Here is a 13,904-nt window from a genome sequence, read left to right as displayed (position 1 = left end):
GGCCCCGGCACGCTCCGGCAAAAGCCCTCAGGGCCGCTGCCAGGTCTGCACCGTGCGGCAGAACACCTTGGCCAGACAGCCACGCAGCTCCAGCTTCGTGCCGTTCAGCCGCAAGCCGCCGTCATAGCTCTCGCCACTGCGCGGATCGCGCACCCGGCCTTTGTATTCCGGCGGCGATCCGGCGACTTCGGCGACTGACTGCCCCTTGTAGCGGCCGCTGGCGATGGTGGCGCAGAGGCCAGCGGGGCAGCCTGCGACGGTGACCTTCGTCCCGTCCTCGGTCACCCAGTCGCCGATGGCCTGCGGCGCGGCGAGAGCCCCACCCGCCGAGCCGGCAACGAGAAAGATCAGGGCGGCAAGCGTCGAATGGCGGAGCGTCATGCGTCCGATCCAAGCCGGCAATCATGGTGAGACGATGAAGGGGCGGCGGTCAATCTGTCGCACCCGCCGTCACACGCGTGCGGGCAAGGCCCGCGCGCCGCGGATGCCACGCAGCTTCAGATGATGCTTCGCCGTGAACACCGCATCGGCGTCCATGCCGGGCTCGCGGGTCAGCCAGTCGAGATAGTCCTCCGGCACCTGGCCGATCGGAATGCCCTTGTACCGGCCGAAGCGCAGCTTGCCGAGCAGCGCCGGTTCGGCGGAGGCCCGCTCGGCGCGGTCGAGGAAGTCGGACAGGTCGTGGCAGCGCGGCATCAGCACCGCCGCGATGCTCCGCAGCAACACGGCCGTGCACACCGCATCGTGGAGCGCGCGATGCGGCGCCAGCCCCGCCAGCAGCGGCTCGACCGGCGAAAGGTCGAGCGGCACGTATTTGACGAGGCTCTGGAGTCCATGCGCCTTGAGGTTCGGAAAGGCCCGCAGTGCCAGCTTGTGGGTGCACAGCCAGCGGCCGGTAAAGCGCAGCCGCGAGCGGTCGAATTCCGCCCTCTGGGCGGCAAAGACCGGCGCTGCCCGGAACGGCAAAGCCGCCTCGGCAAAGCCCGGCGCGCCGGCGAGCATCTCGTCGGTGATCCGATGGACTTTTCGCGCATGTGGATTGATCGGGACGCCGGCGGGATCGCAGAAGCTCTGCATGGGATTCAGGATCTCGCCCGTCGCCAGATCGAGATCGACCGAGCCGATCTCGATGACGGCGTCCTCCTCGAGCCGCTGCCCGGCCGTCTCGGTGTCGATCACCCGGACGAGGCTGGGCTGATCTTCGGCGAAAAGCGACGGCGTGGCCGGGAGGGGCGGAAAGAGATCGATCATCGCTTCTAAGATTGCGCTTCAGCGCGATCAAAACAAGAACCTTTTTCGGGAAGCGTTCGCCGCCAGTCGGTCCACGATCACCCCAGCCGGAGCCGCGAGAGCCGCGCTTGAAACTGCGGGTGAGAAGCGGTGACCGGTTGCCGCATGGCGCCTTTCTCCGGACTGAGGGACCGCAGATTCTAAAACGGATTTGCCCTTGAACCTTGGGCCTTTTGCCGGTATCAGGGCCTCGGCTGCGGGCGTCGACCCGTTTCCGCTTCTGGATGCCCCAATAGCTCAGTTGGTAGAGCAACGCATTCGTAATGCGTAGGTCGCTGGTTCGAGTCCGGCTTGGGGCACCATTTTCCTTTTTTCGTTGATTTTGCAAACTGTCTCAGGCTGCGTCATGCAGTCTCAAATTGCGCGTAAAGTATTGATCTAGCTGTCAGAATCGCCGCTTTTTCGGGACTCCTACCGTCTCAATTTGCCTCACGCGATCTCAACCGAGATCAGCCTATCTCGTGCCCGCTGGCGTAACGATGACGTAACGAACTCGTTACGTCAGCCGGTCGCCTCGCGTAGATTTCAGGCATGAGCAAACTCAACCGAGCGATCCTTCGCACCATCGCCCCCCGCCGCGAAAATTCAGAAGTTCACTAGTGGCGGCGGCCTGTATCGCCTCGTCACTCCGGCCGGCGCGAAGTCGTGGCGGCTCGACTACGGTTTTGCGGGCGAGCGACGATCGAAGACGCTCGGCGCCTATCCTGACAAGGGCCTCGCCGAGGCACGGACGGAACGGGATCGGATCAGGGGACAGGTCGCCCGCGGCAATGATCCCGAGCCGAAGCTCGCCCCTGCTCCGGAACCCCAGCGGCCGGCCGTCACCTTCGGGGACATGGTGAGGATCTGTCTCGACGGGCTCGAAAAGAAGGGACCGGCACCGGCCACCTTTCAGAAGAACGTCAGGACCGGTCGACGAAGCGGCAGAACCAGCCAGAGATGCCGATCGGATCCGGCCGAGGCTGTGGCGGATTTCGATCGCTCTCTAACACCCTTGCCGGGATGGCGCTTGGTGCCAGCCATCTTTGCGGGATGAATGCTCTCCAGTTTAGGCCGATTCATGCGTTCCTAAATTCGCGCTCTAGCCGACGAAACGGCGCAAGAGCTCGGCGTCGCGGCGAGCACGCGTGCCGGCTGCCGACTCGTGCCAACTTACTTCGGCCTCGGCCTTTCGGGTCTCACTCTGACCTTGGCGCAAGATGCCTTCGGAGGCGGCCCTGGAGACGATCTTGACCCTGCGGGCTTTCGCCTGCGTCGCGATCGAGATCGTCTCGCCGGCAATGCTGAACGCTGCAGAGATCGCGGCGATGACCGCCGCCAACACGACGAACGCCTTGTCTGCGACCGCCCTTTCCGTCCAGTGCGGTGTCAGATAGGCGTCCTGATAGCCGACGCGCGCCAATTTGAGTTGTTCGTCGCCTCCCTCGAGCTTGGCATCGACGGCAACGACATCGAAACCGGAAACCTCCCGATCGACGATCGTCAGGAAGCCCGATACCGGGATGGGTCTGCGCTCGCGATCGACGATGGAGACCGTATCACCGAGAACGAGGGCGCCGCTGTCCGTCGTCAGCTTGTCGCCCCGCCAGCGCAGGGGCTCGCGGATCTCGTAGTGACCTTCGACAAGAATGTCCGGCGACGGCGCCTGATCGCCGATGACGACGGGGCCGGCAAGCCGAAGGCTGCCGATCATCGCCAGAGCATCCTCTCGAATCACGATCCGCTGTCGTTCATGGCCGGCAATCCGCTGCTGCGTCGTCTGAAGCGATATCGTCGGCGCAGATCCTGAAGCGTCGCCGATCGTCGCCTCGCCAGGCTCGACTGACATTGGCGACGACAGCAAGATCTCGATCGGGCCCGTTCCCAGCCGACGCATCACGCCGCGGGCCCCGCTCGGCCAGGTCAGCGACAGTTGGCCCTCACCGAGCTTTCTCTCGGTGTTGCCGCAGGGCGCATCCACCACCGCCGATGCGCCATCCCGGGTGCTCCGCGAGGGGAGGCGCGCTTCGCACAACGCGGCATGCGGCAAGAGCCAGTCGGTCCTCGCTGCGAAGTGGGCCGTGATCTGCTGGGTGCGCGCCCGGATCGATATCGTCCGTTCGGGCACCGAGTCGTAATAGAAGAAGATCGAAACGAGGGCGATGATCACGATGGCGAGGACGACGACTGGGAGTTGAAGGCTCCCCAGCCAGCCGGATGAGTATTTCCGTGCCACTTTTGACGATCACTGCTCGGTGAAAAAGACGCGGAACGTCGTCGACGGATCGGCCATGCCGCCGCGCTCCGGCATCAGCTCCACGATCTGCCCGCCGGCCTCGAGATCGCTTCCCGGAATGTCGCAGCGCATGTCATAGCTCGTCCGACGTTCGGACGCGACCGGTTCGCATGGGATCGCCGGCGCGGAAGGATCGTCGCCGAGGAAGGCATAGAGGCGGTCGGCCCGGCCCGAATTGACGAAGATCGCAAGATCGGAGTTCGAAGGAGCCGATTCCTGATTGAACCAGGCAGGCACGACTTCGACCACGTCGTGAACCTCGCTGCAGGCGCCGCGCGTGATCCGGGCGGTCAACTGGTTCGGGTTCGTCTCGTCCAGGATGTCGGGATACTCGGTCTCGAACTTGAAGTCGCCGAGTGCCGTTTCCGTCCAGTCCTTGGGCGTACGGAAATCCATTTCCGCCTCATACAGCCCATCGACGCTCATCAGACGAGCGCAGAGCGGCCGGTCGGGCCATCCGGGGACCATGGCCCTGAGACGGGGGGTCGAGTCAGCTGCCTTGGATAGCCGCAGGACGCCGACGACGATCGCGCCGGAAATCGTCGCCTCGTTTCGCACCCATTCATGCGGCCCGCCGACGACTTCCAGTTCCCGCATCGACACCTGGGCAGAGGCTGAGGCGACGCCAAAAACGAGGCTGCAAACCGTAGCGGCTGTTCTCGCAGACATCCCGTTCAGCACCCTTATCCCCTTTGCCAAAACCGTTCTCCATCTGGCACATTACAATCCCTCGCCATAAGGGCAACCTTGAGGAGCGTTCGTGCTGAAATCAATTGCCGTCATTCTGTCCGCCGGTATCCTCTGGGGTGCCGCAGCATCCTCAGCCCTTTCCCGTCCTGCCGCGATCGCCACGAGCGAAGGCGAGATCGGACAGGTCTTCCTCACCCAGAACAACGGCGTCTGCTATGCGCTCATGCCGGACCACGTCGTCCGTCGCCCGGGTTTCGATATCGTTGCGGGACTGCCGGAACAGCTTGGTCGCGGCACGAAGACGAGCCTCGCCTTTCCCGAAAGCGGCGGCGTCGGAATGGATCTGGCACTCGCCTCGGTCACGGGGGCGCTGACGCGCGACTGCGGGCCGTCCTGGCGCGACCTGCCACGCGATCTCGGCAGGGTCCTGCAACAGAACGGTGTCGGCGAACTGGTCCGCGTCCAGCGCAACGGCGTCATGGAAAGGACCGCCGTGCGTCTTCGCCGCGTCTTTTACGAGCATGTCGAGATAGAGCCGACGAGCGACGCCCCGAAGGGCCGCATCGCGAAAGGCACGAGCGGCTCGGTTCTCATGGTGAATGGCGTTCCCGCCGGCCTGGCGGTCACGACCGCGGGCGACGACGGGGCGCGGGTCCTGCGCATGGATGCCATCGTCAATCGTCTCGACCGTTTCGTCAACGACCGCAACCCCGCCGATCTCGCCGAGGGAACGCCCGTCAAGTCAGCAGATCTCGAAGCGGCACCGCACGTCGGGCACAGCTTCGAAATTACGGAATGGAGCGCCTTGCCGGCAGAACCGCAATTCGCCGCAAAAAACCTCGAAGGCGGCTCAAATGCCTTGCCTTACATCGCGCAAGCGGGCTCCGAACCGGTGACACTCAAGCTCACCTTTACCGGCAGCAACACACAGATTATCCGGTCGATCCAGCTCGTTTCGGAAACAGGGGGCGACGACGCGGAGGACGCGCTTCAAACAACGATCCCGAAAGCGATCGAAATCACAGTGGATTCGTCATCGAGCGGCAGCCGGCCACGTGTCCTGCCGGGAGGTGACATGAGCCCCGCTGGATTGTTCGAGACCAAAATCGGCGGCGGCACGAAGGCACGGACGGTCACGTTGCGGTTGCGCAGTGCCTGGCAAACAGGACTGCCGATCCGCATCGACCGCGTCGTGATAGAGTGAAATGTCCGCTGGCGCGTTTCATTCGGTGAGATCTATCATCGCCGTGCCTGATGCCCCCTTTGCGTTGATGGACGTTTGAAACGGTCCCTTGAGGAGACCCTCGTCGTTCAAAGTAAGCGTCGCGGCCAATGACCCTGAAAAACTATCTCCGAATATAGAAACGGTTTCTCCGGAAAGCGCAATGAGACAGAAGCGCCCTCGTGAGTCCAACCAGCATTTCGCCTCGTCGCTGTAGGCCCCTACCTGAAACGACAAGGTTCCCCCTTTGTCATCATAGCTTCCACCGTTTCCTGCCACGAACCTGGCAATTCCCTGAAGGGACTCCTTGTCTGTGCTGGTTAATTCGGTTCGCAAGCGGGGTTTGCTATCGAAAATCGCCTTGAGTGCCGCAGATCGGAGTGCCCGATCGCTGGAAAACAGACCGGCTTCCTTCGCCATTCGGACCAAAGCGGGGTCGTCGCTCTTGATCATGATTTCCATCGCCGCGCGACGTTTGGCAGGATTGTCGTCATTCAGGCGCTGCCGGAACGCTTCTAGTGTCGTTGCGCGGCGGTTAATCTGCCGATCGAGATCTTCGAGGGTCACAGCGCTTGCAGAGGCCGCGAACGCGAGAGCGAAAATCGACAGCATCAGATATTTAAAAATGCGATACAATACTGCCTCCATCTCTATTTTTCTATTTTTCTATCTATCTATTCCATTAAATCGATCATGGATTTCAAATTTGCTCGATGTTCACTCCACTCGTAAAGCACAAGTCCCGTCATTAATCCATTTTCGTTTAATTTGAGTGGGATTTTTGCGTTTCTAACTTCAAGAGTTGCCGTATTATCGGCCAGATAGATGAGACACCCTTTTTGCTTATAAGGGCTCCAGCATTCGAGCTGCGAATTATATTCGCCGACAAGCAAGTAAAAGAAGGCTGTCTTGCCCTCAACAGATCCCTCAAGGCTCCCCTCGATCCAACCGATCAAATGCTCGGTCTCGGGTCCGTCCATCTGAACCTGCACTCGAAGTCGAGGATTGCGGTCGAAAATCGCCCTCAGCGCGGCCTTTTGTATCTGGATGTCCGGCGAGTTCAGCCCCGCCTCTTTCGCCAGGCGCACCAAAACCGGATCGTCGCTCTTGAGAAGAAACTCCATCGCCGCCCGGCGGCGATCGGGGTTGTCATCGGCCAATGCGGAGCGGAATTTTGCAAGCTCGGCCTGACTGCGATCCATATGAGCTTCGAGATCCTCGAAGGTCACGGCACCGGCAGGGTGAGCGGTCAGCATCGCACCGACGAGAAAGCCAGCTACGGCAAGGGCATTCAAGACATTCATGACGTCTTTCCGTCCATTCAGAACAATACGATTTTTGCGGGAATCGGCTTTGCGAGACTGTTGTCGGAAATCGTGCCGGCGAGTTCTGCCTCGTCGTTGAGTAAGAAACGCCCGCGAACTTCCGCGCCGAGGCTATAGACCATGGTGACGGCCAAACCCTCGACACCGACGGCGTAAGCCGGGTTACAGTCACTGGATGAGCTTAGACTGAGACAGTTCAACTCGGGAAAACGTCCGGTGATCTTGAGCGCAAAAAGCCCTCCCCGTTTTGCGGCCCAAGCAGTCCCTTCCTCATCGGCGTCCTCTGCCTGGAGATCCACGACGAAGTTCGGCCGTGAAAACATCAGCTCCCGCAGTGCGACGATGCGAAGCGCCGTATCGCCCGAATTCAATGCGTCGCTGAGAACCCGCGCGCGCAACATCGGGTCACCGCTGGAAGCGGCCGTCTGGAAGGCCGCCCTTCGGACGGAGGGATCGGAACTTGATAGGAACGGCTCCAGCTTGGCAGAGCTCCCGCTCTTCGCTTCGATCTCGGCGATCATATCTTCGACCGACTTGACCTTCGTCTGCGCGAAGCCGGCCCCGCTCGACGCCAGCATGGCGGCCAAGCTCCACGCGACCATGGCACTCTTCATCAGCTGCATCACCTCGATTTGAATCTCTCGGGAAGAACAGAAGCATGCAGCGCTCTTCCGGTGCAACCTCGAACACCGGTGAACTCGTACATGCTGGGAAAACCATCGGCGGAAGCCGCATCAACGGAATTTCTATTCACCGTGATGACCAGCTCCACTTCAGTTGGCGCCAGCGCCCTGACAGTCGCAAAAACGATAAACGAGTGCCACGACTTCACTGACCTGCCCGTCGCCATTTTCCTTCTGCCATCCTGTCGTGATAATCCCTTCCAGTCGCGCGGAGGTCTGGCACCGCCTTCCACGTGGCGATGGGGAGGGATAATTGGATCGTTCGCTCGCGGAGACGCGTATGCAGCGCCAAAGAGATGCTGCTCCGGCGCCGGACAATGACCCGGCGGCGCCGCTCGCCAGCCTCAAGCAAAGCGTCGAGGCAGGGCTGATCGGCCGCTCCGGCCTGGTCGAGCGGCTGATGATCGCGCTCTTGACCAGCGGGCACCTGCTCGTCGAGGGCCCGCCGGGCCTCGCCAAGACGCGGGCGGTAAAGCTTCTGGCCGGCGGGCTCGAAGCCTCCTTCTCGCGCATCCAGTGCACCCCCGACCTGATGCCGGCCGATCTCACCGGCACCCAGGTGTTCCGTCCCGAGACCGGTCGGTTCGAATTCGTCGAAGGGCCGGTGTTTCATTCGCTCGTCCTCGTCGACGAGATCAACCGCGCCCCGCCGAAGGTCCAGTCGGCGCTGCTCGAAGCCATGGGCGAGGCGCAGGTCACCGCCGGCGGCGTCACCTACGAGCTGCCGCAGCCCTTCATGGTGGTCGCGACCCAGAACTCGATCGAGCACGAGGGCACCTTTCCCCTGCCCGAGGCGCAGCTCGACCGTTTCCTTATGCATGTCCTCGTCGAGCTGCCGGATGCCACTTCCGAGCTGGAGATCCTCGGCCTCGTCGAGCGGGAAGCTGCCGGCGAGGCGCCCGCCCGCCCGGCGCCGATCCCGACCGAAACGATCCTTGCCGCCCGCCGCAAGGCGTCGGCGATCCATCTCGCCCCCGCGATGAAGGACTATATCGTCCGCCTGGTGATGGCGACGCGCAAGAGCGGCGCGATGCCGGACGTCGAGGACAAGATCGAGCACGCCGTCTCGCCGCGCGGGTCGCTCGCCCTCGCCGCCGCGGCGCGGGCCCGCGCCTTCCTCGCCGGCCGCGACTACGCGGTGCCCGAAGACGTCTCCGCACTCGCCCCGGACATCCTCTCCCACCGCGTCATTCCCACCTGGCGAGCCAGCGCAGAAGGGGTTACCGGCCGCAGCCTCGTGGCCAAGCTCGTCGAGCGCGTCGAGCCGCTGTGATGCAGGCGCCGTCCTTCGATCCCGCCGACGAGGCGACGCGGGTCGATGCGGCGCGGCTCTTCGCCATGCGCCACATCGTCCGCAACATTCCCGAGCGACGCCTCGCGCCAATCGGCCGGCCCGGCGGCTTTGCCGGCAAGCGCCGCGGCAACGGCCTCGAGATCGTCGACGTCCGGCTGTTTTCCGCAGGCGACGACATCCGCCACGTCGACGCCGCGGCGACGGCGCGCACGGCCAAGACCCATGTTCGCACTTTCCGGGACGAGCGCGACCGGGCGGCGCTGCTGATCGCCGACTTCCGGGCGCCGATGTTCTTCGGAACGCGGGGGCGGCTGCGCTCGGTCGCGGCGGCCGGCGCTCTGGCGCTGGCCGGCTGGCGGATCGTCGAGGCGGGGGGGCGCGTCGGCCTGCTGGTGGCCGCCGCCGGGACGACGCAGTTCCTGCCGCCGCGGCCGCGGGAACGGGCGATGGCCGAGATCGCCGGCGCGCTCGAAAACGCCCACGAGGCGGCAGCGCAGGCCCTGACGACCGGCCGCCATCGCCGTGAGCCGAGCCTTGCCGAACTCCTCGACGAGGCGGTCGGGCGGGGCCTTCCCGGCAGTTCGCTCATCCTGGCGACGGGCCTCGACGACGAAGGCGCGGATTTCCCCCGCCTTGCCGGCGCCGCCTGCCGCAGGTTCGCCATGACCGTCCTCCTCGTCCGCGACCGGTTCGAAACCGATCCGCCGACCGGCGCCTATCCCTATCGCCTCGCCGGCAGGGACGGCGCCGGCCCGATGGGCTGGGCCTTCTTCGCCAAGGAGGGGAAGCGGCCGGAGGGCCGCGAGGATCCGGCTCTCGACGAGCGGGCCGAAAGGCTCGCCGGGGCAGGCGTCGCGGTTCGCCCGCTTGCGGCCGACGCCACCTTCGAGGCGATGGCGGCGACGATGGAGGGGATCGATGGCCGCCGCTGATCCGGACCTCGTCGAGCAGCTCCGGCCGGTGCGTCTGCCGCCGGGCTTCGATGCTTTCGACTGGCACGGCGCGCTGGCGATCTTCTCGCTGGCCCTCCTCGCCGGCCTCGTCCTGGCGCTCATGCTGAGGGCACTGACCGCTCCGCGGCGCTCGCTCGCAGCCGAGGCCAAGGACGGGCTCGACACCGCGCGCGGTCTTTCGCCGGCGGAGCGCTTCGTCAGGCAGGCGGCGATCGTCGCAGCCCTGAAGCGCGACGCCGAGGCCAAGGGCAAGCGGGGAGAGCTGGCTTACGCGCGGCTCGCCGCGATCCGCGCCGGCATCGACGCCGAGCTATACCGGCCGCACCCGGCCCTCGATTCGGACGCGCTGGACGCCGCAATTCTCGGCGCCATCGGCAAGGGGGAAAGGCGATGATCGGCTTTGCCATGCCGCTCGCATTCCTGCTCCTGCCGCTGCCGCTCGTCGCCATGCAGCTCCTGTCGGGGCGCGAGGCGGTGACGGGCGCGCTCGTCCTGCCGGAAAGCATCGGCCGCTCGCTCCCCGGCGAAGCGCGGGACGGCGTCTCGGTGCGGGCGCAGCGGGCCATCCCAATCCTCCTGTGGCTGGCGCTCGTCACAGCGCTCGCCGGGCCGGAGCGGCTTTCCCCGGTCGAGGCCCTGCCGGTTTCCGGGCGCGACCTCGTTCTCGCGATCGACCTCTCCGGCTCGATGGAGCAGACGGACTTTACCCTCGACGGCGAGACCGTCACGCGGCTCGATGCGGTGAAGACGGTGGGCAGGCGCTTCGTCGCCGGGCGCGCCGGCGACCGGGTCGGCCTCGTCCTGTTTGCCGAGAGGGCCTATGTCGCGGCGCCGCTGACCTTCGACGTCGCCGCCGTGGCGCGAGCGATCGACGAGGCGGTGATCGGCATTTCCGGCCGCTCGACGGCCATCGGTGGCGGGCTCGGCGTCGCCCTCAAGCGCCTCGAAACGAGCGAGGCCCGCTCGCGGGTCGTCGTGCTCTTGTCGGACGGCGCCGACACCTCCGGCAACGTCCTGCCGGCCGAGGTGGCAGGCCTGGCGAAACGGCTCGGCGTCACCGTCTATACCATCGCCCTCGGCCCGGAAGACCAGGAGACCCGCCCGAACGATCCCGACGCCGTGGACGCCAAGACATTGCGGGAAATCGCCGAGACCAGCGGCGGCAGCAGCTTCCGCGTCAGGACCACCGCCGATCTCGAAACGGTCACGGCGGCGATCGACCGGCTGGAGGCGAGCGGCCTCGACCGGCCGCCGGCGACGGTGCGCCAGGATTTCTGGATCTATCCGGCGATGCTCGCCTTCGCCTGCTCGATCTTCCTCGTCGTCAGCCGCAGGGCGCTGTGATGGCGGAGATCGGCTCCCTCGTCCTGCTGCGCCCCTCTTGGCTCCTCGCCTTGCCGGCGATCGCCCTTCTCGCCTTCGTGGCGCTCCGGCGCGCCCGCGGCCTCGGCGCCTGGGAACGGGCGGTCGATCCGGTGCTGATGCGGGCGATGGAGCGCTTCGGCCGGGTCGTGCCCGGCCGCGGCCGCCGCCTCGTCGTCCCGATCGCCATCGCCGCGCTGATCGCCCTGGCCCTGTCCGGCCCGGCCCGGCGCATCGAGGATCCGGAGACTTTCCGCAATCTCGACGGCATCGTCGTCGCCATCGACCTCTCCCGCTCGATCGTCGAGGGCGAGGGCCTCGCCGATGCCCAGGCCGCCGCACAGCTCGTCCTGCAACGGGCGGCGGGGCGGCCGGTGGCGATGATCGTCTATGCCGGGGAAGCCTATGTCGCCAGCGCCTTCACCTCCGACGCCACCGCCCTCTCGCCGCTGATCGCCCTCTTCGACGGCGAGGTCGTGCCCAATCCCGGATCGCGAACCGATCGGGCGCTGGCGCTGGCCAGCCGAATGTTCCGCGAGGCGAACGTCCTGAAGGGCGACGTCGTTCTCGTCACCGACGGCGACAATCTGGCTCCGGAGGCATTTGAGACGGCGCGCGATCTCGCCGGGCGCGGCATCCATGTCGACGCGTTTCTGGTGCGTCCGTCGGCCAAGAGCGGCGACATGCCGCCGCCGGACGCTCAGAGCCTCGAACGGCTGACCGGCGAGGGCGCAGGCAGCTTCGGCGAGGCGCGCGATCCTGCCGCGCTCGCCGACGCGATCGGCGGACGAGCGGCGAGCGATCTGGCAAAAGGCGACACCGCCGCCCTCTTCTTCGCCGATTTCGGCCGCTATCTTCTCGTCCTGGCGCTGATCCCGGCGCTGCTTCTCTTCCGTAAGGCGCATTGACATGGACCGCGCGTCACCCCGGATCGCCCTCTCGCTGGTCTGCATCGTCGCGGCTGGTGCCGCGGCGCTCGTCGCTGGCCCTGCAGCCTTCGGCAGACTGGCGCTGGCCGGCGGCCTGCCCCGCCTCGCCCTGCCGCTGTTGACCGACCCCCATGCGAAAGGCGTCGCGCTCTACGAGAGCGGCGAATATGATGCTGCCGACGCAGCTTTCGCCGCGGCCGGACGCCGCGCCACCTACGACCGCGGCCTGTCGCTCGCCGCCACCGGGAAATACGCCCTGGCCGTCGCCTATTTCGACGCCGTCCTCTTCGTCGATCCGTCCGATGTCGACGCCCGGTTCAACCGCGATCTCGTCGCCAGGCTGGTGCCGGATGTCATTGGCGAATCCAACGAAATCGACGGTGTCGCCGCCAATGCCATGGCCGACGGTCCGTCGGATGCGGGCGCCTCGGAACGCGACCTGATCCAGGCGAAGAGCGTCGCCATCCAGCTCAGCATCCTCGATCCGCGGGTGAAGAGCATGACCACGGCGACGGAAGGTTGGCTGGCGACGCTGGAGGACGAGCCGGCGCTTTATCTGAAGCGCCGGATCAAGGCCGAGTACCAGCGCCGTCAGGATCTCGGCCTCGCCAATCCCCCGGAGGATACCGCATGGTAGGCAAGCTGATCGCCGTCCTCTTCGGGCTATTTCTCGCCTTTGGCGCGGCGACGTCCGCAGATGCCGCCGAACCCGATCTCACCCTCGAGGCGACGATCGAGGCCGACAGCCTCGAGCCCTATGTCGGCGAAATGGTGCTCCTGACGCTGCGCGGCGACTACGACGCCTTCATCACGCTGGAGCGCTTCGAGGGGATCGAGCTTGCGAACTTCACCTGGCTGCAGCTCGGCCGCGACGTCTGGTCGAAGAGCCGCAAGAACGGCCGCGAATACACCACCGTCGAGCGCAAGCTGGCGCTCTATCCGCAGAAGCCGGGCACGCTCGCCATCGGGCCGTTCCGCCATCGCCTCACCCTCGACGACGGCAGCGGACGACGCAGCGAGACGATCGTCGCCTCGAACGCCCTCGATCTCACCGTGAAGCCGAAGCCCGCGACGGATGGCGGCTGGTGGCTGCCGGCGAAGAACGTCACCATCGACGACCACTGGGACATGGACACGGCGCGGCTTGCCGACGGCGCGACGGCGACGCGGACGGTGACGATCACCGCCGTCGGCCAGACCGCAGCCGCGCTGCCGCCGCCGCCGAAGGTCGTCGCGCCCTGGCTGATCGCCTTCATCGCGCCGGAAATCCGCACCACCGAGATCACCCGCGACGGCCCGGTCGGCACGGTGCAGTGGCAATGGCGGATGCGGCCTTCGCGGTCCGAACCCGGCCGGCTGCCGGCCTATCACATCCCCTGGTTCGACACGCAAAGCCGGGAGATGCGCGACCTCGTGATGAAGTCACGCCGATTCGCCTATGCGACGATCACCGCGCCAGAAGGGTCGGCCGCGCGGACGCGCCTGGAGAACTGGCTGCTGCCGCTCGCCCTCGGCCTTCTCCTGCCGGTCGGCGCCGCGCTTCATCGCCGCCGGCCGTTGCCCGCGCGCGAGATCCTGGCGCGGCTTCGCCGGTGGCTCCCCGAGCGCGACGCCCTCGCGATGCGCGCTGCCCGCATCCGCGGCGACGTCAGGGCCTATCGCCGCATCGCCGCGAAGCGCCTGTCCCGGCACGGCCATGCACCGGAGCAAGAACTCGCCGCCATCGACGCGGCGCTGTTTCGCGGCGCGCCGGTGCAGGTCATGGATCTGCACAGCCTCGACCGCCGGCTGCGAGAGGTGTTTCACCGAGCTGAGGCGGCGAACGAGATCGACGCGTGGCAGCGGGGTCGGGGCATTGCGGCAAGGCCGCGAGGCTGATCA

General features: G+C 65.9%; 16 protein-coding genes and 1 tRNA gene. 10 read left to right on the top strand and 7 right to left on the bottom strand.

Features of this window, described 5'->3' with window-relative positions; translation table 11 throughout:
* Positions 1–27 precede the first annotated feature (27 nt).
* A complete protein-coding gene (locus GTK09_RS06950) occupies positions 28–381 on the bottom strand; it encodes a DUF2147 domain-containing protein (RefSeq protein ID WP_163462228.1) in 354 nt (117 codons plus the stop codon).
* A gap of 69 nt (positions 382–450) precedes the next feature.
* Positions 451–1,251 (bottom strand): exonuclease domain-containing protein, encoded by an 801-nt coding sequence (locus GTK09_RS06945; protein WP_163462227.1) that lies wholly within the window; start codon positions 1,249–1,251, stop codon positions 451–453.
* Positions 1,252–1,516: 265 nt separating this feature from the next.
* Between GTK09_RS06945 and GTK09_RS06940 the strand changes: the two genes are divergently transcribed.
* Together GTK09_RS06940 and GTK09_RS28120 are read left to right on the top strand one after the other, a co-directional pair.
* Positions 1,517–1,592 (top strand) — tRNA-Thr (locus GTK09_RS06940).
* 281 nt (positions 1,593–1,873) lie between these two features.
* Positions 1,874–2,326, top strand: a complete 453-nt coding sequence (locus GTK09_RS28120; RefSeq protein ID WP_163462399.1) for an Arm DNA-binding domain-containing protein — start codon at positions 1,874–1,876, stop codon at positions 2,324–2,326.
* A gap of 45 nt (positions 2,327–2,371) precedes the next feature.
* Here the strand turns inward: GTK09_RS28120 and GTK09_RS06930 are convergent, their stop codons facing one another.
* Both GTK09_RS06930 and GTK09_RS06925 read right to left on the bottom strand, forming a co-directional pair.
* A complete protein-coding gene (locus tag GTK09_RS06930) occupies positions 2,372–3,505 on the bottom strand; it encodes a hypothetical protein (protein WP_163462225.1) in 1,134 nt (377 codons plus the stop codon).
* 9 nt (positions 3,506–3,514) lie between these two features.
* Positions 3,515–4,162 (bottom strand): hypothetical protein, encoded by a 648-nt coding sequence (locus GTK09_RS06925; protein WP_163462223.1) that lies wholly within the window; start codon positions 4,160–4,162, stop codon positions 3,515–3,517.
* Positions 4,163–4,592: 430 nt separating this feature from the next.
* Here GTK09_RS06925 and GTK09_RS06920 point away from each other — a divergent pair, with 430 nt between their 5' ends.
* A complete protein-coding gene (locus tag GTK09_RS06920) occupies positions 4,593–5,459 on the top strand; it encodes a hypothetical protein (RefSeq protein ID WP_163462221.1) in 867 nt (288 codons plus the stop codon).
* A gap of 18 nt (positions 5,460–5,477) precedes the next feature.
* Here GTK09_RS06920 and GTK09_RS06915 read toward each other — a convergent pair whose 3' ends face one another.
* Genes GTK09_RS06915 through GTK09_RS06905 form a run of 3 tightly spaced genes read right to left on the bottom strand, consistent with a single transcriptional unit; the run spans position 5,478 to position 7,425 of the window.
* Complete coding sequence (locus tag GTK09_RS06915) at positions 5,478–6,113, bottom strand: HEAT repeat domain-containing protein (protein WP_163462219.1); 636 nt, start codon at positions 6,111–6,113, stop codon at positions 5,478–5,480.
* 38 nt (positions 6,114–6,151) lie between these two features.
* Positions 6,152–6,781 carry a hypothetical protein gene (locus tag GTK09_RS06910; protein WP_163462217.1) on the bottom strand — a complete coding sequence of 210 codons (630 nt, stop codon included), beginning with the start codon at positions 6,779–6,781 and terminating at the stop codon, positions 6,152–6,154.
* 17 nt (positions 6,782–6,798) lie between these two features.
* A complete protein-coding gene (locus GTK09_RS06905; protein WP_163462215.1) occupies positions 6,799–7,425 on the bottom strand; it encodes a hypothetical protein in 627 nt (208 codons plus the stop codon).
* Between the two features lie 340 nt (positions 7,426–7,765).
* Here GTK09_RS06905 and GTK09_RS06900 point away from each other — a divergent pair, with 340 nt between their 5' ends.
* Genes GTK09_RS06900 through GTK09_RS06870 form a run of 7 tightly spaced genes read left to right on the top strand, consistent with a single transcriptional unit; the run spans position 7,766 to position 13,901 of the window.
* Positions 7,766–8,758: an AAA family ATPase gene (locus GTK09_RS06900; protein ID WP_163462214.1), complete on the top strand. Its 993-nt coding sequence runs from the start codon at positions 7,766–7,768 to the stop codon at positions 8,756–8,758.
* Positions 8,758–9,711: a DUF58 domain-containing protein gene (locus GTK09_RS06895; RefSeq protein WP_163462213.1), complete on the top strand. Its 954-nt coding sequence runs from the start codon at positions 8,758–8,760 to the stop codon at positions 9,709–9,711. The genes GTK09_RS06900 and GTK09_RS06895 overlap by 1 nt, the downstream gene beginning before the upstream one ends.
* Complete coding sequence (locus tag GTK09_RS06890) at positions 9,698–10,126, top strand: hypothetical protein (protein ID WP_163462212.1); 429 nt, start codon at positions 9,698–9,700, stop codon at positions 10,124–10,126. Before GTK09_RS06895 ends, GTK09_RS06890 begins: the two co-directional genes overlap by 14 nt.
* Positions 10,123–11,076 (top strand): VWA domain-containing protein, encoded by a 954-nt coding sequence (locus tag GTK09_RS06885; RefSeq protein WP_163462211.1) that lies wholly within the window; start codon positions 10,123–10,125, stop codon positions 11,074–11,076. The genes GTK09_RS06890 and GTK09_RS06885 overlap by 4 nt, the downstream gene beginning before the upstream one ends.
* On the top strand, positions 11,076–12,002 hold the full coding sequence (locus GTK09_RS06880) for a VWA domain-containing protein (RefSeq protein ID WP_163462210.1): 927 nt from the start codon (positions 11,076–11,078) through the stop codon (positions 12,000–12,002). Before GTK09_RS06885 ends, GTK09_RS06880 begins: the two co-directional genes overlap by 1 nt.
* A 1-nt stretch (position 12,003) precedes the next feature.
* A complete protein-coding gene (locus GTK09_RS06875; protein ID WP_163462209.1) occupies positions 12,004–12,660 on the top strand; it encodes a hypothetical protein in 657 nt (218 codons plus the stop codon).
* On the top strand, positions 12,654–13,901 hold the full coding sequence (locus GTK09_RS06870; protein ID WP_163462208.1) for a BatD family protein: 1,248 nt from the start codon (positions 12,654–12,656) through the stop codon (positions 13,899–13,901). The genes GTK09_RS06875 and GTK09_RS06870 overlap by 7 nt, the downstream gene beginning before the upstream one ends.
* The last annotated feature ends 3 nt before the right edge of the window (positions 13,902–13,904 follow it).

The sequence above is a fragment of the Jiella pacifica genome (assembly GCF_010500815.1).
In the GTDB taxonomy this organism is placed as follows: Bacteria; Pseudomonadota; Alphaproteobacteria; order Rhizobiales; family Rhizobiaceae; genus Jiella; species Jiella pacifica.
This window is presented reverse-complemented; position numbering and strand designations above follow the sequence as displayed.